16 protein-coding genes and 2 tRNA genes are annotated in these 19,221 nt (G+C 46.6%); 6 read left to right on the top strand and 12 right to left on the bottom strand.

Translation table 11 applies throughout. From position 1 onward, the window contains the following. Positions 1-36: 36 nt before the first annotated feature. From HGA34_03645 to rpsO, 3 genes are all read right to left on the bottom strand, one after another. Positions 37-2,334, bottom strand: coding sequence for a polyribonucleotide nucleotidyltransferase (locus tag HGA34_03645; GenBank protein NTW22606.1), 2,298 nt, complete (start codon positions 2,332-2,334; stop codon positions 37-39). Positions 2,335-2,481: 147 nt separating this feature from the next. Continuing rightward, entirely contained in the window at positions 2,482-2,979 is a 498-nt protein-coding gene (locus HGA34_03640; protein NTW22605.1) for an NYN domain-containing protein, read from the bottom strand. Between the two features lie 35 nt (positions 2,980-3,014). After that, positions 3,015-3,392: a 30S ribosomal protein S15 gene (rpsO, locus tag HGA34_03635; GenBank protein NTW22604.1), complete on the bottom strand. Its 378-nt coding sequence runs from the start codon at positions 3,390-3,392 to the stop codon at positions 3,015-3,017. A gap of 239 nt (positions 3,393-3,631) precedes the next feature. Between rpsO and HGA34_03630 the strand changes: the two genes are divergently transcribed. Both HGA34_03630 and HGA34_03625 read left to right on the top strand, forming a co-directional pair. Next, a tRNA-Arg gene (locus HGA34_03630) sits at positions 3,632-3,703 on the top strand. A gap of 82 nt (positions 3,704-3,785) precedes the next feature. Then, a tRNA-His gene (locus tag HGA34_03625) sits at positions 3,786-3,860 on the top strand. Positions 3,861-3,906: 46 nt separating this feature from the next. On the opposite strand, the gene HGA34_03620 is transcribed toward HGA34_03625, so the two are convergent. After that, positions 3,907-6,168, bottom strand: coding sequence for a hypothetical protein (locus HGA34_03620; protein ID NTW22603.1), 2,262 nt, complete (start codon positions 6,166-6,168; stop codon positions 3,907-3,909). A gap of 154 nt (positions 6,169-6,322) precedes the next feature. Here HGA34_03620 and HGA34_03615 point away from each other — a divergent pair, with 154 nt between their 5' ends. Continuing rightward, positions 6,323-7,078, top strand: coding sequence for a hypothetical protein (locus tag HGA34_03615; GenBank protein ID NTW22602.1), 756 nt, complete (start codon positions 6,323-6,325; stop codon positions 7,076-7,078). Between the two features lie 182 nt (positions 7,079-7,260). Here HGA34_03615 and HGA34_03610 read toward each other — a convergent pair whose 3' ends face one another. From HGA34_03610 to HGA34_03600, 3 genes are all read right to left on the bottom strand, one after another. Then, positions 7,261-9,048: a glycoside hydrolase family 3 protein gene (locus tag HGA34_03610; protein ID NTW22601.1), complete on the bottom strand. Its 1,788-nt coding sequence runs from the start codon at positions 9,046-9,048 to the stop codon at positions 7,261-7,263. Between the two features lie 289 nt (positions 9,049-9,337). Next, complete coding sequence (gene creD, locus HGA34_03605) at positions 9,338-10,699, bottom strand: cell envelope integrity protein CreD (GenBank protein NTW22600.1); 1,362 nt, start codon at positions 10,697-10,699, stop codon at positions 9,338-9,340. 29 nt (positions 10,700-10,728) lie between these two features. Beyond that, positions 10,729-11,211 carry a hypothetical protein gene (locus HGA34_03600; protein ID NTW22599.1) on the bottom strand — a complete coding sequence of 161 codons (483 nt, stop codon included), beginning with the start codon at positions 11,209-11,211 and terminating at the stop codon, positions 10,729-10,731. 167 nt (positions 11,212-11,378) lie between these two features. Between HGA34_03600 and HGA34_03595 the strand changes: the two genes are divergently transcribed. After that, positions 11,379-13,442: an ATP-dependent DNA helicase RecQ gene (locus HGA34_03595; protein NTW22598.1), complete on the top strand. Its 2,064-nt coding sequence runs from the start codon at positions 11,379-11,381 to the stop codon at positions 13,440-13,442. A gap of 195 nt (positions 13,443-13,637) precedes the next feature. Here HGA34_03595 and HGA34_03590 read toward each other — a convergent pair whose 3' ends face one another. Both HGA34_03590 and HGA34_03585 read right to left on the bottom strand, forming a co-directional pair. Then, positions 13,638-13,994, bottom strand: coding sequence for a hypothetical protein (locus HGA34_03590; GenBank protein NTW22597.1), 357 nt, complete (start codon positions 13,992-13,994; stop codon positions 13,638-13,640). 309 nt (positions 13,995-14,303) lie between these two features. Beyond that, positions 14,304-15,275, bottom strand: a complete 972-nt coding sequence (locus HGA34_03585; GenBank protein NTW22596.1) for a DMT family transporter — start codon at positions 15,273-15,275, stop codon at positions 14,304-14,306. Between the two features lie 3 nt (positions 15,276-15,278). Between HGA34_03585 and HGA34_03580 the strand changes: the two genes are divergently transcribed. After that, a complete protein-coding gene (locus tag HGA34_03580) occupies positions 15,279-15,644 on the top strand; it encodes a hypothetical protein (protein NTW22595.1) in 366 nt (121 codons plus the stop codon). Between the two features lie 39 nt (positions 15,645-15,683). On the opposite strand, the gene HGA34_03575 is transcribed toward HGA34_03580, so the two are convergent. Then, positions 15,684-16,364 (bottom strand): NAD(P)-binding domain-containing protein, encoded by a 681-nt coding sequence (locus tag HGA34_03575; GenBank protein ID NTW22594.1) that lies wholly within the window; start codon positions 16,362-16,364, stop codon positions 15,684-15,686. Positions 16,365-16,473: 109 nt separating this feature from the next. Beyond that, entirely contained in the window at positions 16,474-17,151 is a 678-nt protein-coding gene (locus tag HGA34_03570) for an iron-binding protein (GenBank protein ID NTW22593.1), read from the bottom strand. A 108-nt stretch (positions 17,152-17,259) separates the two neighbouring features. On the opposite strand from HGA34_03570, the gene HGA34_03565 reads away from it, so the two are divergent. Next, on the top strand, positions 17,260-18,603 hold the full coding sequence (locus tag HGA34_03565) for an MATE family efflux transporter (GenBank protein NTW22592.1): 1,344 nt from the start codon (positions 17,260-17,262) through the stop codon (positions 18,601-18,603). 48 nt (positions 18,604-18,651) lie between these two features. Here HGA34_03565 and HGA34_03560 read toward each other — a convergent pair whose 3' ends face one another. After that, the gene (locus HGA34_03560; protein NTW22591.1) at positions 18,652-19,044 is read right to left on the bottom strand and encodes a hypothetical protein; all 393 of its coding nucleotides are present in this window, start codon (positions 19,042-19,044) and stop codon (positions 18,652-18,654) included. Positions 19,045-19,221 lie beyond the last annotated feature (177 nt).

The raw sequence follows: 19,221 nt of genomic DNA, 5'->3' as shown, positions 1-19,221 counted from the left end.
CGGCGGTATGCCGGCGGTATTGTATATCTGAATATCTTACATCATTGGGGGACGTGGTGGTCTCGGTCGGTCGTTATATGGTCTGTCACCTCCGCGACGATTACCGCCTCGGTCGTTACCCTGACGTTCGAAGCCGCCTCGATTGAAGCCACCGCTTTCGCCAGAAGCCTTACCTTTTTCCTCTTTCCATAGCGGTTCGTTTTCCGTCAATCCGAGCATGGTCAGGTTGATGCGTCCCTTCTCATCGACTTCCTTGATCTTTACTGTAACTGTATCGCCGACATTCAAGAAGTCTTCCGGCTTGCCGATGCGATATGGCGCTAGTTGAGAAACGTGCACCATTCCGTCGGTCTTCGGACCGATCTCGATGAAGGCGCCGAAGTCGAGCATGCGCACAACGGTGCCGGTCAGCACCTCGCCGACTTCATACTCGCGAGCGATATTCTTGATCCATTCGATCGCCTGTTTGGAGCGTTCTGCATCATTGCCGCAAACCATCACCAATCCGTCATCCTCGATGTCGATTGATACGCCGGTGGCGGCAATAATCTCATTGATAACCTTGCCACCGGAACCGATGACATCACGGATCTTATCAGGATTGATATGAAAGCTGACGATGCGCGGAGCATATTGCGACAATTCCGGACGCACAGCCGGAATCGCTTCCTTGATTACATCTAAAATCTTCAAACGTCCGTTCCTGCCCTGGCGCAAAGCCTCCTTGACGATCGCTTCGTCCAAGCCGATGGTCTTAGTGTCGAGCTGTATGGCGGTGATGCCATCTTCAGTTCCAGTCACTTTAAAGTCCATGCCGCCTTCGCCGTCTTCCAAATCCTGGATATCGGTCAAAACTTGCCATTTGCTCATATCATGATTCGAGGCTAGGCCGATAGCAACGCCGGCGACCGGTTTCTTGATCGGCACGCCTGCATCCATCAGCGCCAAGGTCGAACCGCAGGTTGCACCCATCGAAGATGAGCCATTCGAACCCAAGGTTTCCGAAACGACGCGAATGGTATACGGGAATTCTTCGCGACCTGGCAGAACTGGCAGCAAGGCTTTTTCAGCCAAGGCCCCATGACCGATGTCGCGGCGGCTCGGCACGCCGATATTCTTGACTTCACCAACCGAAAACGGCGGGAAGTTATAATGATGCATATAGCTCTTGGTGCCAGCGCCTTCGATGCCTTCGAGATTCTGCTCCAGGCCGGGAGCGCCTAAAGTGGCGACCGACAAGACTTGGGTCTCGCCGCGCGAGAATAGGCCGGAACCATGGGTGCGGGGCAACAAAGAAACTTCAGAGGTCAGTGAGCGGATTTCTTCGAGACCACGGCCATCGACACGCTTGCCTTCCTCTAAGATGGCGCGAGTCACTTCAGCTTCGATAGCCGGGAACAACAGCTTGTTGATCGCCTTGCTGCGGCGGTCCTTGCCGATGCCCTGTTCAAAGAGATAGATGTCCAAACGATCCTTCAGTTCGCCAACTGCGGCTTTCCGCTGACCCTTGGAATTAAGCTCCTTATCAAACAAGATATTCTTGACGTTCTGATCAAGCCAAGCCTGAGCCGTCGCCAAAACCTTTTCAAATTCCTTTTCGGCCTCCAATTCTTCCGGGTGAACCAGCTTTTTCTTTTCTGCGAACGGACGAGCCTCGATCAAGCCCTTGAACTTCTCAATTAACTCGATAGCCGGCTGCATCTCACGCTGTCCCAGCATGATCGCTTCCAATACCTCATCTTCCTTGATTTCCTTGGCGCCGGCTTCGATCATGATGGTGCGCTTGTCAGTGCCAGCGACAATCAGATCCAAGTCGCTGTTCTCGCGCTCGGCATAAGTCGGGTTAAGGACCAGCTTGCCCTCGACACGTCCGACACGGATGCCGGCAATCGGTCCATTCCAATCCAAACCGGAAATAGACAGGACGGTTGAAGCGGCAACCAGCGAAATGATATCGTGGTCGTTCTCCTGGTCGGCAGACAATACGGTGATGATGATCTGCACATCCTTGCGCGAACCATCTCTGAACAATGGGCGGATCGAGCGATCAATCATGCGTCCGGTCAGGACAGCGTCTTCAGTCGGACGACCCTCACGTTTGAGCCAGCGTGAGCCCTTGATGATGCCAGCGGCATACAAGCGCTCTTCAAGCTCGACGGTCAAAGGGAAGAAATCAACCATGCGCTCTTCTTTGGCTTCGACGACAGTCGCCAAAACCATGGTTTCGCCGTATTGGACAGTGACGGCGGCGGTGGCCTGCTTGGCCAGCTTGCCGGTCTTGATCGTCAAGGTCCGGCCAAGCCATTCAGTGCTAAGCACTTTTTCTTGTGACATACTTTTTCTTTTTCGGCCTGGCCGACAAACTACAGGACTATGAGTCATAACCCACAGCACTATCTGTTTGCCAGCCAAGCTTATGTTAATAATTATCAGCTAACGCGATAAAGGGGGCGGCAAAGCCGCCCCCTCCTTTTGTATATGTTATCGCAATAAGAATCTCCTATTCTCGCTCAGATTAATGAAATCATCGGCTTCTTCGATCAATTTCGATGAAGTCGTCTGGCGGAAACCGACCACTTCTACCAAGCAGCCCGTGGTGTTCTGCAGATAGTTGACGAGCGGGATATAATCGCCATCGCCGGTGACGAGCACGATCACATCCAGCTTCGAAGCTAGCTTGATCGCGTCGATAGCGATACCGACATCCCAATCAGCTTTCTTCATGCCGCCTGCAAAAATCTGCAAGTCCTTCATCTTGACCTCGAATCCCTGCTGGGACAAGGCCTCGAAAAAAGGCAGCTCTTCTTCACCCTCGGTCTTGACCGCATAGGCGGTGGCGCGAATGAGCTTGCGCTCGGCCACGGCAGCGTTCAAGACTTCTTTATAGTTAACGCGGCGCTTGAACAGGTTTTTCGCGGAGTGGTACATGTTCGATACGTCGACCAGGACACCAACGCGTTGCTCCTTGTGTTTTATCATATGGATATTATTTCTCCGACAATTCGGAGCAGGCCTTACGCAGCCTCTTCAACGACCTCTTCTTCCGTTTCCGACTTCAACACATCGCCAGCCATCATGGCTTCTTCGATGCGCTTGCGCTCCTCTTCTTCCTCAATCATCTTCTTGGCAATCTTCAGCTTAAGCTTCTTGGCCAATTCGCCGAAAGCGGCTTCGTCTTCCTTTTGCAGATACTTCAGCAATTTTCGGCGTTCGTTGACCTTCTTCAGAAGGCCGCGACGGGAAGAATGATCCTGCTTGTGGCCTTTCAAATGATCGGTCAAGCGTTCGATTTCTTCAGTCAGGATAGCGATTTGCACCTGAGAAGAACCGGTGTCGTTAGCGTGGGTGCGGAACTTCTGAATGATCCGCTGTTTGACTTTTTTGTCCAACATTCGTTTTTCGTGTCCCTATCCGAGAGTCGGGTAACCTCTTTTTCCGAAGAAGCGCCTTACATTATATATACGCAAGACATCCGAGGTCCAAGAAAGGGTCATTTATTTATTAAAATACTTCCAAACCATAACACAAAGGCTATTTTTTTTCAAGGCTTTGACTTTTCTGACCTTTTTTGCTACAATTTATATTACTAATGACTAATATTTGCCAAAAAATTGGCAAATTTGTCATTTTTGCCCCCGTAGTTCAACGGATAGAACACCAGCCTTCTAAGCTGGTTACGTAGGTTCGACTCCTGCCGGGGGTACTGAAATTCATTTTAGGCACGGTCTTGCCAGAACGGTTTTTTTACAGTATATTATTTTAGTCCATTCAGCATGGACTTTATGGTGGCTATCGTATAGCGGTTATTACACCGGCTTGTGGTGCCGATTATCAGGGTTCGATTCCCTGTAGCCACCCCAAAATATAAAAAACGAGCCAAGCAAGCTCGTTTTTTATATGATTAACTCATTTGCCTTTTTCTAAAATCTTTACTATACCCTGGTTCGCATTCACCTCGATCAAATCTCCATCCTTGATCGCCTCAGTCGCGATCTTAGTGGCGATGACGCAAGGCTTCTGCATTTCTCTTGCAACGATTGCCGCGTGAGATGTTATGCCGCCCTGATTCGTCACAAAGGCTGCCGCCTTCTTCATGCCAAGTATGTAATCCGGCGTAGTCTCGGGGGCGACTATTATTTCACCCTCGCCAACTTTGCCAATGTCCTTCGCCTCCAAAACGATTCTGGCAATGCCTTTCGCAATGCCATTAAAGGCGCTCAAACCCGTAAACTCGTTTAGCGATTCGCTAGGCTTATATAAATACGAAAATTTATTCGTCATTACGGCCAATTCTTTTCCGTATATAAGCCTTATGCCCTTTTTGTCTGCCACGATTCCGAATTCATTCTTTCTGGCTTTGATATTTTTCGGCTTCCGGCCGTTCTTAACTAATGCAACAACCTCCTCAGGGATCATCCTCATCACATCCTCAAACTTAAGCTTGCTCTTTTTGGCCACCTCCTTTAACTGATCAAAGTATTCATAAGACACCATGCTGAACACCTCGGCTAAGTTCGTCCTGATGAAAGAAATTTCCGAACCGACATCTACACACTTACGCAAACGTTTATCCAGTTTTATGGTTTTCGAGTGCGATTTACGGACCGCAGTCAGCTCTTTTCTATCAGACTTGATTTTTTCAAGCGTTAAAGTCGGCTCGCCCGTATAAAAACTTGCGCCGAACCAGCCGAACTCCTCAAGGATCTCTTCAGCTGGCATCTTACTTGAAATAGCTTTACCATACCCGCTTGAAGGCGTTTCCTTTCTCAATAACATTTGCGAAACCAGGTCTTGATATGGATACTTTAAATCATTGCAGACTCTTTTTGCGTAGTGTTCCAAATTCACATCGACATACCGAGATAATAGCGACAAAGTAAACACCTCGTAAAGTTCCATTAAAAACACTGATAAATTTTTATCACTCTTCAGCCTGATGAGCTTCTTCGTGTGAATGTCGCACAATTTGAAATACTGATTCAACCATTCGCTTTTTCCTTCCAAACTCGCGATTATCTCCGGCCTTACTAAATCGAAATCAGTTTGCAGGGTAAAATAATGGCCGTCTGTAAATATGCTTTTACCAGAAATCAAATTCTTCAGACCCAACTCTTTAACGACCTTGGTTTTTGCCATTTGATACCAAGGCGAGGCCCAAAGGGCCGTGTTTTTCCAACAACCCCAATAGTACCAATTCAATTGTTCAAGAGACGTCTGATTTTTCCTGTTCACCGTGGTGACTGGCCTGCTTTGAACGATGTAAAATTTTCCTTTTTCATACGCCCACTCGATGTCGCAAGCGAATCCATAATGCTTTTCGATTCTTGCAACAATCTTCGCCAATGTGATAATTTTTTCATCGCTTAAAACGAATAGGCTCCTTTCCTTTTTGCTTGTTTTTTTCCAAACATTGCCTCCTTGCGAACTCCTGACCAGCTTCTTCTCTTGTTCGTAATGAATCTTATCCAAAATGCAGAAAGTATCTTTTGCTACGCAATAACTGTTTGGCGTAACCAGGCCACCCACGATAGATTCGCCCAAGCCGTAGCCGGCATCAATCGCTATCTGTCGGCTATCATTCAAAACGGGATGGATGCTAAAGGCTATTCCTGAGCATTCGCTGTTTACCATCTTCTGAACAACCACCGCAACGGCCACTTTTTTATTTTCAAATTTTTGCTCAATTCGATAAAATATCGCCCGCGGAGTAAATAAAGAAGCCCAACACTTTTTAACATTCAAAAGCAATGTCTTGTCGTTTGTGTTTAAGTAGCTCTCGAGTTGACCGGCCCATGCTGCTGAGGCGCCATCCTCTGCAGTGGCAGATGATCTAACCGCCACATAGGGTGCTTTCAACGCCTTAAACCGACTTAATATTTCCTTTTCGATCTCCTTTGGAATTGAACAGGACATGATTAGCTTTCGAATTTTCCATGAAGCCTCCTCTATGGTTTGGCTGTCCTTGATATTAACACTCGCTAAAATACTAGAAATCTCTGACTCAATGTTATTTTTTTTGATAAATAAATCGAAGCTGAGTGTCATAACCACAAAACCATCCGGAACAGGGATGCCAGAATTTATCATCTCGCCCAATGATGCGCCTTTCCCGCCCGCAATGTGTGCCGATTTTTTACTCAACTCTTTAAATTTTTTTGTATACGTCATATATATGATTATATATTATTGCAGTTAAACCGAAAACCACATTCAGCAATATTATATTATTGCACAAAATAATTATTATGTCAATATATTTTGATGATAAAAAATATGATATAATTATCAATTATACTGGGTAATTATCATACTAATATCAAATATGTTTGATGAAAATGTAAAACAAGGATTGATAAACGATCTTTCTAGGCTAGGTCTAACCAAAAACGAATCATCTGTTTATATATCACTTCTCTTTCTAGGGGAGGTGGGCAGCTCTAAGATAATAAGCCAGACCAACCTACATGGACAGTATGTATATCAATCAATTGAAGCGCTTGAAAAAAGGGGGCTAGTTCAACATATAATAAAGCGGGGTCGAAAAAAATTCTCTGCAAAAAATCCATCTCAAATTTCAAAACTTGTTGATCAACAAAAAAAACTAGCAGACAATGTCGTTCTCCAGCTTCAGAAGGCCATTATCTTACCGCCCGCTCAACAATTTGAAGTTTTTCAGGGAGAAGAGTCATATGTCTCACACGAACTCAATCTTCTGAACACAGCCAAAGCTAATTCTGAACTCCTAATAATCGGCGGAGAGGGTGATAATTTTAGCAGAATACTAAGTGATAAACTTTTCGGCTATGAAAAAACCAGGAACAAGAAAAATATTAAAATTAAATATATTGGTAGTGAACCTCAAAGAGATGCGCTAAGTCTATCTAAATCTGAGAGATTAAATTTCGAATACCGCCTTCTGCCAGGATTGTTTACAGGCCTTGTTAATACGAATATCTGGTCTGATAAAATCAGCTTTAATCTTTTTGGTGAACCAGTTACAGCCTTCTTGATTCAAAATCAGCAAATTGCAGAAAGCTACAAGCAATTCTTTGATACACTTTGGAGATTGGGCAAATAGAACGGCTAAACTAAACTGAATCTAACTTCATTTTATATATTGTCCTGAACATATTATATAGCTTGCCTCTAAAAGAAAACCCTCGCTTTTTGCGAGGATTTTCTTTTATGTAAAAAACGGTAATGGTTCACTACATATAAAACCCTAACTCATGAATCCTGATGAATTCGTTTGTACTAATTTCAGTAGGTTAGCCAAAAACCGAATTTGAATAATGGATCTCTCACATCCTTTTTTTCAATTTGCTCCATTGTTTTCGGCCAGGCCAATGGTAGCTTTCCGGAAAAATTATATTTGCCAGACAAGACGTCTGTAATTCCAGCGCCCTCGGTTCCAGGCAACCAAGCCACGACGACCGCATCAACGTCCCTTAAAGCGTTCTGAACAATTAACGGTCGGCCAGACAAAATAACCAACACTACTTTATCGCTATTCTTTTTAGCTACTTGAATTCGCTTCAAATCCTCTGGCGACAATAATAACCTCTGGCGATCACCCACACCTTCAGCATAGGGCCGCTCACCCACCACTACGACTCCCACATCGGCTTTTATTGATTTGGTTCCCGTAGCCATCGCGTCGTAAATAATTTCTGAATCCTTAAACTCGTTTTTAAAAGCGCTGAGGATGGAGGTGCCAGGCGTCGTGTCCCCGTGGCCTCCTTGCCACTCGATTGTCCAACCGCCAGCCTGCATGCCTATATCGTCAGCAGCTCGCCCGACTATCAAGATCCTTCTTGGGTTTATTATGGGCAGGGCATTTCGCTCATTTTTCAAAAGCACAAGCGATTCCCGCACGGCTTGCCTAGCAACTTCACGATGGCTGCTTGAACCGATTTTTTCCAACAACCCCGATGAGTCGGTTGCCTCGTCAAATAACCCAATCGAAAACTTTGCGCGCAATATTCGCGTCACAGCATCATCGATTCTCTCTTGCTTTATGTCTCCATTTTTTATGGCCTCTGAAATCTTATCGATAAATGAATCATAATCAGACGGCAACATGACCATATCCATTCCCGCGTTGATCGAAGTTACGATATCTTGATAATAATCACCCTGTATCTGATCAATGGCTCCCCAATCGGACACCAGAAAACCCTTGAAACCGATTTCGTTCTTCAAAAGGTCGGTCAGAAGATATTTATCAGCGCTAATTTTTTTTCCATTCAATGAGCTTCGCGAAATCATGATACTCATAGAACCCGCCCTGACTGCTTCCTTGAAAGGGTCGAGCTGAGTACTTTTCAACTCATCGATGCTCATTATAATATTACCCTGATCCAACTCATATTCATTCGATGAGCCCCAGTTTTCACTCCCTTCGCCGATAAAATGTTTAGGGGTAGCAAGGACATTTTGACTGTGCAGGCCGTTAATATAGCTCTTACTCAATTCAGTTACTAAGGCCTGGTCCGTGCTATAACACTCATAAACCCTGCCCCAGCGATAATCCATCGGCATCGATAATACAGGTGCAAAATTCCAATTAGCCCCCGTGGCACTTATTTCTTCTGCCGTAATCCTGCCAATCTCTTCCACCAGCTTCGCATTCCGCGTTGCCCCCAATCCGATGTTGTGGGGAAAAATAACCGCACCATAAACATTGCCATTGCCATGAACAGCATCGACACCATACAATATCGGGATCGCTAGACGTGATTTATATGCTGCATTCTGATATTCCAAAACCATTTGACGCCAACCCTGGGGCGTATTTATCTCTGGATTTCCGCCACCTCCCGACAGCACCCCGCCAATAAGTTTTCGCGTAATATCTTCAGGCTTAACGGCATTTTTATCAACCAACACCATTTGTCCGATTTTTTCTAGAGGCGTCATTCTCAAAAGCAAATTTTTTATCCTCTGCTCGTCAGACTGTTGTTCGTCTTGGCCAGAGAATGCAAATATCGCAGCCAAACAGAGGCTGGAGATAATCAAAATTAATACGATATACTGATCTGATTTCATGATTATGGAGCTACATCTTATAAGCGACCGTTAAATCTTGGTCTATATGGTGATTTAATCAAACCTTAATTAAGTATTGATTAACTTATCAATTCGCTTAATACATCGCTAGCCATGGACAACGCTTAGGCCAGGCAAATGCTCAATTGATAAGGCTTTTTGAGCTTCTGCCCGGCAAATAATAAAAAACACCCATAACTTTTTTAATAAATGTTATGGGTGTTTTTACCAAGGAGTTCAGAATCGATTTACGGCATAGGTTGCCCCAAGGGGGGCTCGCTTCTTTTTATCAGCCAATTTCATACCAGTTAATCTTTCTGGATATGAACATTACGATTGCCAAGATTGCGAACAGTCCGATACTGCCGACCAGCAGAGAATAATCCTGGAGTTGAAGGATTGCGAAGATGAACCCGTAAACTATAATCATAATTCCAGCCTGTAGCAATGACATGCGAGAGCTTTTGAAGATGTGCCTGGAATAAAGCGTTACCATCAATATCGTCGCCGAACTGGACAGAAGATAAGCTAAATTGAAATTCAAATGCTCGCTAAGGGATAATAGCAACGAGAAGAACAAGACTAGTGCCAGCCCGACTAAAAGATATTGCATCGGATGGATGCGATTCTTGTTCATCACTTCGGAAAAGAAAAATATCAAGAAGGTCAGCGCTATAAATAGAATGGCGTATTTAATCGAGCGCGCGTTCTTCTGGTATTCGTCGACAGGGATTAAAAGATTAACGCCAAAGGCTGAAGATGACATTTCTTGGTTGCTGTCGCCTAACCAGCTTTGCGGAAAATTCCTATTAAGCTGCAACACTTTCCACTTGGCACGGAATCCATCTTTACCAACTTCCCTTTCGTCGGGTAAAAATGCTCCTCCAAAATTAGGATCCTTCCAGACGGATGCAAGCTCTGCAGCTGTCTCGCCTCCCAGGGGCACAAAATAAAGACCTTCGCTACCGTTCAAATTAAGATCAAAGGAATATGTGTTCGCCCCAGTGTTGGCAGGGCCTAGCGCTACTTTAGCGTTAACTCCCGAGTTCAGCCCGTTAGTTGTCCGACTTTTTTCAATCACCTCGCCTTCGAAAGCACGTGAATCAAATTCTCCCAGAACCATCTCACTGCCCAGCCCGGGCTTGGCATTCGCCTCTTTCCCGTTCCAGGTAATTTTTATCTCGTCCTTGATGCCCCTCATGTCAGAAATCCCTATCGAGACAAACGCGTCTTCCCACAGAACTTTATCTGACGCGATATTAAGATCTTTTAAATTCGGCTGACTGAAAGCCCCTTGAAATTTCAAATCAGAACCATAGACAGCCACCTGATAAATTCCTCTTTGTCTCATTTCGGGAGCGATAGCGCCCTTGATGGATAAGGTGTCCGGCAAGAAGTGGGCATATTCGATTTGCTCGATAGCCTTATTGTCCTGTTGAATGATCTTTTTATATGGCAGGGTCAAAATCGGTCCGACGATCGTCTGCTTATTGCCCCACTTGGCATCAATCTCGTTTATTGCCTCATTCCTCCTTTGTTCCCGCTCATCCACCAGACTGCTTATCATGGCAGTTGGGATAAGCAGCAGCAACGTCAAGAATCCGATTGCAAGAATCTTAAAAATGATAAAATTTTTGGATTTTTCAAACATATGATTTATTTAATATTAATTTATTTAAGCTAGGTGGTGATGCTTTTATTTTCAGCCTCCCAGGCTGACTTCACTCGCTCCTGATGATCGTTGGTGCCTTTTTGCAAAAGCTTGAGTATGAACCTAAGGTCTTCCGAATCCTCATCAATGACGGAAAAATATTCATGCTCAATAAAAGAGTTTTCTATTTCCAGTGCAGTGGCTAGTGCTCGCAATATTGCCACCTCGCCGGTTTGCGCTTCGGCGATTTTCCCACTGATGTAGCTCAATGATTTTTCAATCAGGTCGGTCTTGAAACGATCCTCCCTAAAATCGGCTTTGCCTTGCTCAAGACTAACCTCGATCAACTTGACCGTGTTAGCGTGAGAGGTCTCCTCCTTGACCAGCTGATGCCAAAAATCCCAATATCTCCCCTTGTGTTGGGCCGAATAAAGCAGGTACAGGTCCCGCATAGCATTTTCGTGGCGAATCATCAGGTCAATAACCGCCTGCTGATATGGCTGTATAGGCATATTAAAATTATAGCAGATTTTAAGGTCGTCCACCCGTAATATAAGCAACTTCCATGCTATTGACAAAAATAGCAAAATATTGTAATTTACTTGATTGCGAAAGCCGTTCCTTATACAACCAACCCGTACCCCAAAATACAATTCAAGCTAAAAGGAGGCTAAAAGCCATGGACAACCGATTTGATAGTCAGGTAAACCGCTGTTTGAAAGAAATGGGCCTTTCGAATCTTCTACCGATGCAGTCAGAGGCCATGTTTTCCATTCAAAGCGGCAAAGACACGTTGGTCATCCTGCCGCCGGGATCAGGCAAGTCCCTGATTTTCCAGATTCCGGCCATGCTGAGGCTGCCCAAGATGACCGTTGTCATCTCCCCGCTGATCGCCCTGATGGACGACCAAGTAAGAAAGATCAACGGGCTTCGAGGGGTACAGCTCCATTCCAACCTGGGCGCTGACCAACGCAAAGCGATTCTGAAAATGGTAGAGAAAGGCGAAATCGATATCCTTTACATCTCGCCCGAAGGGTTGTCGGCCAGCACCATCCTCAGCTACGTCAAAGCTCGCGAGGTCGGACTACTGGTAATAGATGAAGTCCACTGCGTCTCACTCTGGGGACACAACTTCCGTCCGAGCTATCTGTTCATCGACGAGATCCGCAAGCAGCTCGGCCAACCCCAGCTGGCGCTCTTCACAGCCACGGCTCCGCCGCACGTCATCGAAGACGTCAAACGAATCCTCAAGATCACCGAACTCGAAGTCATCATGGGAGAGCCGTTCCGGGACAACATCAGCTTCGAAGTGGTCCATGTCTCGAGCATAGAAGACAAGATTCTCCGGCTGGATGACGCTATCCGTTCTGCCGAGACCGGATCGATCATGATCTATACCTCGACAACCCGGCAAGCCTACGTCCTGTACAAAGCCTTGTCACAGCGGTATGCGACCTCGATCTACCACGGCAAGATGGACCCTCGGGAAAGGAGCGAACAAAGCCGGCTCTTCCTTGAAGGCGAAAACCGAGTCATGGTCTGCACCAGCGCCTTCGGCATGGGCATCGATAAACCCGACGTTTACACAATCATCCACTATTCCATCCCCGGATCGCTCGAGGCCTACATCCAAGAATCCGGACGGGCAGGCAGGGACAGCCGTCCAGCCAAAGCCATCCTGTTCAATTGGGTCAAGGACTACACCACTCAGCAGTTCTTCGTTTTCCAAGAAAGTCCCAGCCTGGAAAAGATCCAAAAAGTCTACGACTTTCTTTACCGGCTCAACGCGAAGATCACCGAGTACCAACGGTCGCCCGCGTCTTATGCCCAGCTGAACCACTTCCTGGAAAAACTGATTGCGGAAAAGCCTTCGCTGAAAACAGTTGCCAGCGCGGCGGTCGGCATTCTGGTCGACTTCGGCCACATTGTCCGGCAAGACGAACAGGTCCTTTTCCCTTTCGGCGAAAAGATCTCAATCGACCAGGAAGAGCTGGAAGCCAGGAAGATAATCAAGCTCAAGCGGCTCCAGCTGATGATCGATTGCGCCAATGCTGACAATCATGCAGACGTGATCAGGCGATACTTCAAGACCAACGTCTTCAATGAAATCACGCTGAGCAAAGGCATGAGCGACCTGAAGCTAGAGATAATCCTCGGATTCATCATGAAGTACCCTGTCTCCACCAATGAGCTCTTAGCCGTCCTGGAGGGCAACGAAGAGGTCGCCGACAAGAAAAAATACGGTGACTACTTCGGCGCCTACGCGGATGTCTGGCCGATCTATATCAGACAGCTGCTCGAAGACCTGACCGAAAAAGGCTGCTTATATGCAGCCGAAATCGGAAACTCCCGAGTGCACTTCCTGAGCGAAGTCGGCGAAGCCTATCTGGTCCAGAAAGGCTTCGAGATGCCTGAAAGGAACGAGGAGGACTTCGACATCCACCATCACTCTTGGCGTCAGCGCATGATTGCATGTCTGAAAGAATGGCAATCCCAAAAAGGCGCGACCGACAATGAACTCGCCCTTTTTCCCATAAAGCACCATGCTCTGTTCGTCAAAGACAAACTTCGCGCGGGCAACTGCTCCATGACTGGCGAAGAGCTGCTTCGCCGCTACAACATGAGCAAAACCGGTACGGTAGCCGCTTTTAAGGGCCTAATCAGCTTTTTCCTCAACATCCAAGAGAAGAAAGTGGAAAAAAGAAAGCCCAGCGGCAACAGCAAATGGCGCCAGCTCCGCTGACTGGCCCAACCATCACGCGCCCCGATCTTGTCGGGGCGCTTTTTTATATATTACTCAAAACAAAAACACCCGTTCGGGGGGTGTAGACCAGAGCTTCACAAAAAATGTTTTACTTTTTTATCAAATCTCTGAGTTCATTATTATAAGCTTAAAGATTTGACGCGGAGACAGAAGTTGTCTGTCTCCGCGAACAGGTTAATCGTCGGAATCGAAGATGCTCTTTCGTTTCTTCGAGCCGAACAAGCCATAAGGATCGTTGTCATCATCCGAATCGATGGTCACCCTGGATGTAAGAAACGGATACCGATCGATCTTCGGCATCGTAAAGATCGGCGGCGGGTCCGGTTCGAACACCGGAATGTCCAGGACCGATGGCCTGAATGCCGGGAGGCTGAAACTGGGAAGCGGTTCCGGTTCGAACGTCGGGATATCCAATACAAAAGGCTTGAAAGTCGGTATTTCGAACTTAGGTAACGGCTCTGGCTCCGAAATGAAGCGCGGCTCAGGTCGCCAACCGGCCTCGATCAAGGGAGGTCTCAATGCCTCGCTCATAACCAGGCTTTCGGTGATTAACGGCCTCAAATAAGGCTCTGGCTCCCGAACGAATATTTCGCGCGTAGGCGAAAAGGGGGAACAAACTGGATGGATTGAACCGTGACTATACGTCGGTGTTGCCAATCCGCATGTAGCGTGGTGCATGGCTAACAAATCGCAATCGAACATTGGCGGCCTCCTTTGGCTCGTTATTTTTCCTGCTATGGCTGGTTAGATTTAATGAACGCTCTATAAATTTATCTGCTAATATACAATTTTATCTAAACTAAGTCAATGGCTGCCAGAAAAAACTTAACGCCTTTTCTTCTACGAAAACGCCATCGCAACGCTTGCCAACAATGCCGTGGCGGCTCCGGCGTATTGAAGACCTGTAATTTTTTCCTTATTGAATTTGACACCTAAAAACATAGCCAACGCCGGGTAACTTTCAGTGATTGCGGTGGTTATCGAGAGTTCTTTTTTGGACAGTGCGAACGCGAAAAAAAGCCAAGCAGCCGTCTCAATCAAGCTCCCGTATAAAATCAGCTTCATATGTTTTCGGCCGTGGGCAAAAAACTTGTCCGTCCCTCTTTTATAAAGCATATACACGAGCAAAAAAGTCAAACTTACCACCCAAGGAAACCAGATAGCCATGACCGGCGCAACATCGCGGGCGTTGACCGCGATCATGAAATTATAAAAAGCGCTGAGAAGTGCTGCAACCAGAGCCAAGATGACACCTTTTTCATATGGTCTAGCCGCTCCGGTAATCAGGATGTAAAATTTTTTCAAAATACTTTCCTCTCCTCGGGAAATCAATGAAACTCCCACAAGTATCATTAAAACCAAAATGATCTGCAGCAAAGTTAAGCTCTCCTTGAAAAATAACATGCCCAGCAATATCGTAAACGGCAGCTCGACAATCATCACAACTTCAATCACCGAAAGCTTGCCTCTCTCGTAGGCCTTCAAAATAGTCAAACCAAAAACAAAATCAATGACGCCCAACGCTAGCAGCGGCAGCAAATACCTTGGCGTTGCCAGTAACCCCAGATCGCCGATGACGAAAGGCAACAAACCAAGCCCGCCTATCAGATTTATCCAGGCCAAGGCTTCGAAATTTCCGATGTTTTTAGCCATCCTTTGCACTAAAAAATCACCGACACTCCAAAGAATCATCGCACCGAAAGCGAAAAGCACTGCCATACCTATTTTTAATGACTTTTTAATCTCAGTCTGCGATGTTAGTATAACAAGACGTGATGATTTAAAAAAGATACATCCATCGATATTATGCAAAATATGATTAACACCCCTGATTACGACACAGACAAGTACATCAAGAGCTTTCCTCAAAATATTCAGAAGCTCTTGGCAAAAGTTCGAGCTGCCATCAAAAAAGAGGCGCCCGCCGCCGAAGAAACGATCAAATACGGGATACCGACTTTTGTCTTGCAGGGAAACTTGGTTCACTTCGCAGCGTATTCTGGCCATATCGGATTTTATCCGACGCCCTCAGCAATCAAGGCCTTTGATAAAGAGCTTAAAGGATACAAACGATCGAAAGGTGCCATCCAATTTCCGCTTGATGAGCCGCTTCCGCTGGATTTGATTGCAAGAATGACCCGGTTTAGAGTCCAAGAAAACCTGGGGAAAGCCAAAAAATAATCACGAGCCTGCCTGATCGCGACAAGCAAACACAAAGCCCTACTTGATTATCTTGTAGTTAAATAAGGGTGTACCCAGAGCACCCCACAAACGGAGCCACATCGGCATCAGCAGCTCGGTTCCCCTGGCCGTCGTTATGTCGCCCAAATCGAGAATATTCTTCCAGCCATAGCTTCGCAAAATCGCCTCCACAGACTTCTTGGCGTCAGGATCATTGCCGCTCATAAAAACCTGATGGTCGCCGTCGTTAAGCATCATCGGATTGGTCTGCAACTGAGCCGAAACCGTATTCAGAGTTTTTACCACCTTCGCTCCAGGAATCGCCTTTTGCAACTGTTCCCCCAAAGAATTGCCATCATGCACCAGGAGTAGCGGTGGCATGCCCTGAGAAAAGTCCAGAGCGTTGGCAATATCCACGACAATCTTACCGGATAAGCTCTCCTTATCCAAACTTGCGAAAACGCCCACCGCCACCTCGCCTCTCAATACGTCATAAACGATTTCTCCGAATCGGGCAGCTTCGTCGAAGGTCCCCAGCTTCACTGTTTGGTTACTTTTATGCCAATCGCGGAATGGCACATTCCCCATGCCGTCGGGTTTGTCTTCAGCCATGGTCTTTTCGACCGAACGGGTTCCGATCATGACTTCATGCCCGAGCTCGGTTAATTTTTCGGCATGCGACCGGCCGACAATGCCTGTTCCCATTATTCCGATTTTCATATGTTTTATCTTAGAATTATTTTTTAATTTTAATCCGGCGATATTAAGCTGCCATTAAATCTGTCATCAAAAAAACCCGCCGTTTTCAGCGGCGGGGTTCTAAATCGATTTAAAGATTGTCTTTGAATTTGCAGCCGACATGGGAGCTGTCGCACAATGGCTTATTTTCTGACTTGCCGCAGCGGCACAGGGTCACTCTATTGCGTATTTCATAAGATTTTCCTTCGGCCGACTCAATCTCGATGCCACCCTTGACCCACAAGGGACCGCTGACATCCTTTATCGGATCTTCGGTTAGACTGATTGATGGCTCAAGCTCAGGCTCAATCGGTTGGTTGGTCGTTTTATCCACTGGAACTAAACGCCCTGAGGGACAGCAACAGGCAGAGTAAACAGCATCTTCTTTCGATTTCTGATTATCGGAATTAGCCACGTCGTTCCACGTGTTATTGCCCAGGTGGCAGAAACGGGCCAAAGAACACAGGTCATACCAATCAAGCAGGTCCAGTCCCGGCCCCGTGATCAGCTTGGCCTTGTCGACAAACTTGTCATAACCAGCCGTCTCCGTTCCATCAAAGCCGAACTTGAGATGGGCTCCGTCACAAAAAGGCATGTTGCCTGATCGTCCGCAACGGCACAAGGAATATATCTCGCCGGTCGTAAATTTTCTCTCGGTATGCCACCGCTCCGGGCCACCGTTATATTCACCCTCGGCGGTTTCTTTGGCTAACGGCACTGAGCCCGAAACTATATATGGCCCATCTTTGGTTACTTTGATTTTTTTCATAGGTGTGATTATTTACATTAATAGTAGTACATTGCAAATATTTAACAATACTTCCGAATCTAATTTTATTTTTATCTAAAAGGTGGTAGGGTAAAATAAAATAACCCTATGGAAAATAATAACCACCTTACAACCGCCCCCATTCCTGACTTGATCAAAATGATCGCAATTCCTAGCAGCATGGGATTCCTCTTCAACACGCTTTTCAACGTCGTCGACACCTATTTTGCCGGAATAGTTTCAACTGATGCCCTTGCGGCCCTCTCCCTTTCTTTCCCGGTCTTTTTTATCATTATCGCCCTGGGCTCAGGCGTGTCGACCGCCGCCACTGCACTTATAGCCAACTCGCTCGGGGCCGGCGACATGAAGTCTGCCCGCTTTTACTCGGTCCAATCCATCAGCTTCGGGTTCTTTGTTTCGCTGATCCTAACCTGGCTTGGTTTGGCTTTTTCACCCTTTCTTTTCCGAACTCTTGGTGCTAGTGATTCATACCTAGCCATGTCTCTGAGCTACAGCAACGTGATCTTCTACGGCTCGGTCTTCTTCTTGTTAAGCTTCGTTCTCAGCGGCATTCTGAGCTCTCAGGGAAATACCAAAACTTACCGCAACCTCCTGGTGATCGGTTTTTTCCTCAACATAATCTTCGATCCCTGGTTCATCCGCGGCGGCTACGGCCTGCCTGCCATGGGTTTGGCTGGCGTGGCCTGGGCGACCGTCGTCATCCAATTTCTGACAACCGTATATTTGCTGATAAAGGTCGGCCGCACGGACATCTTCTGCAAAGAGTGCAAGGACATGTTGATTCCGCGTTGGCGCTATTACCGCGACATCGCCCGCCAAGGATTCCCTGCCAGTCTCAACATGCTGACCGTGGCAATCGGCATATTTGTCATTACTTATTTCATAAGCCGCTACGGTAAGGCCGGCGTAGCCGCTTATGGCATCGCGACACGGATAGACCAGATGGCGGTACTGCCGATCGTCGGACTGAACATCGCCGCCCTGACGCTGGTAGGACAGAATAATGGGGCCAAGCTGTTTGGTCGAGTCAAAGAGACAATCCGCCTGTGCCTGCTCTATGGTTTCTATGTCACCATCATGGGGGCAGCGTTGGTGCTGGCGCTGGCACCTCAGCTAATGGGGCTGTTTTCCCAAGACCGAGAGGTTGTCCGTATCGGCGTCGAATATTTGCGCATCTCCGCTTTCGTTTACTTCGCCTATACCACTCTCTATGTCGCAACCTCCGCGCTGCAAGGATTAAAAAAGCCTCTTTATGCGATCTGGATCGGTCTTTACCGCCAAATCGCCGCTCCGCTTCTGATCTTCTGGGTTCTGGCTGTAGTTCTCGACTGGCAACTCAAGGGCGTCTGGTGGGGGGTATTCATCATAAACACGACTGCCGCTATCATCACCTTGGTCTATATGCGAGCGACTCTGAGAAAACTCGATTGAAAATCAGATATCAAAAACGAGCCGCTAGGCCCGTTTTTTAGATAAGTTTTATTTCAGGTCGCCGATATAGAAATTCGGCAAAAAGCTTTTTGCCTTATCTGAATGCGGAGTTTTCGAGCCCATCGGCCTGGTGTTGAATAGTTCGGTCGCATCCCGGCCGCATCCCTGAATAATCGCTGCGCCTCCAGGATGTTTGCCTCCGTCAATATACTTCGTGACGTCATAAACTTTTCCTTCGATCGCTAACCAGCAATTTTCAACCGTGGCGTGTTGGGCAACATCAGACAAGGCGAATGCTTTTGCCTCTGTCTTTGGCTGATCGTTCACACCGGTTGGGTTGTCGTAAATCTTTGGCTGATCGTCGCTCGTGCCATAATAAAAATAGCTTCCGCCTAAAAGCAGTATCACAACCGCACTAATAATCGCTACATTGTTTTTCATATGTTTTTTGAAAGGTGTTATTATTATTATAATAATCGGTTAAAACAATTAAGCAACCATTAAGAAGCACTTCCTCGGGCCGGCACAATGAGGGTTCGATCTAAAAATTAGTATTTAACTATCTCTACGCCGTCATCAAATAATTATTAAGCCATAAAATAAGCCCGGAGATCGCTC

It is taken from the genome of Candidatus Falkowbacteria bacterium (assembly GCA_013336275.1).
Taxonomy (GTDB): domain Bacteria; phylum Patescibacteriota; class Patescibacteriia; order Patescibacteriales; family GWE2-39-37; genus JAAXUA01.
The sequence above is the reverse complement of the archived record's forward strand: the minus strand, read 5'-3'. Positions and strand labels throughout refer to the sequence as shown.

Bases quoted from the DNA above. Each gene is read 5' to 3' on its own strand.
- HGA34_03645 (NTW22606.1), bottom strand. From the start codon at position 2,334: ATGTCACAAGAAAAAGTGCTTAGCACTGAATGGCTTGGCCGGACCTTG.
- HGA34_03640 (NTW22605.1), bottom strand. From the start codon at position 2,979: ATGATAAAACACAAGGAGCAACGCGTTGGTGTCCTGGTCGACGTATCG.
- rpsO (NTW22604.1), bottom strand. From the start codon at position 3,392: ATGTTGGACAAAAAAGTCAAACAGCGGATCATTCAGAAGTTCCGCACC.
- HGA34_03620 (NTW22603.1), bottom strand. From the start codon at position 6,168: ATGACGTATACAAAAAAATTTAAAGAGTTGAGTAAAAAATCGGCACAC.
- HGA34_03615 (NTW22602.1), top strand. From the start codon at position 6,323: ATGTTTGATGAAAATGTAAAACAAGGATTGATAAACGATCTTTCTAGG.
- HGA34_03610 (NTW22601.1), bottom strand. From the start codon at position 9,048: ATGAAATCAGATCAGTATATCGTATTAATTTTGATTATCTCCAGCCTC.
- creD (NTW22600.1), bottom strand. From the start codon at position 10,699: ATGTTTGAAAAATCCAAAAATTTTATCATTTTTAAGATTCTTGCAATC.
- HGA34_03600 (NTW22599.1), bottom strand. From the start codon at position 11,211: ATGCCTATACAGCCATATCAGCAGGCGGTTATTGACCTGATGATTCGC.
- HGA34_03595 (NTW22598.1), top strand. From the start codon at position 11,379: ATGGACAACCGATTTGATAGTCAGGTAAACCGCTGTTTGAAAGAAATG.
- HGA34_03590 (NTW22597.1), bottom strand. From the start codon at position 13,994: ATGAGCGAGGCATTGAGACCTCCCTTGATCGAGGCCGGTTGGCGACCT.
- HGA34_03580 (NTW22595.1), top strand. From the start codon at position 15,279: ATGATTAACACCCCTGATTACGACACAGACAAGTACATCAAGAGCTTT.
- HGA34_03575 (NTW22594.1), bottom strand. From the start codon at position 16,364: ATGAAAATCGGAATAATGGGAACAGGCATTGTCGGCCGGTCGCATGCC.
- HGA34_03570 (NTW22593.1), bottom strand. From the start codon at position 17,151: ATGAAAAAAATCAAAGTAACCAAAGATGGGCCATATATAGTTTCGGGC.
- HGA34_03565 (NTW22592.1), top strand. From the start codon at position 17,260: ATGGAAAATAATAACCACCTTACAACCGCCCCCATTCCTGACTTGATC.
- HGA34_03560 (NTW22591.1), bottom strand. From the start codon at position 19,044: ATGAAAAACAATGTAGCGATTATTAGTGCGGTTGTGATACTGCTTTTA.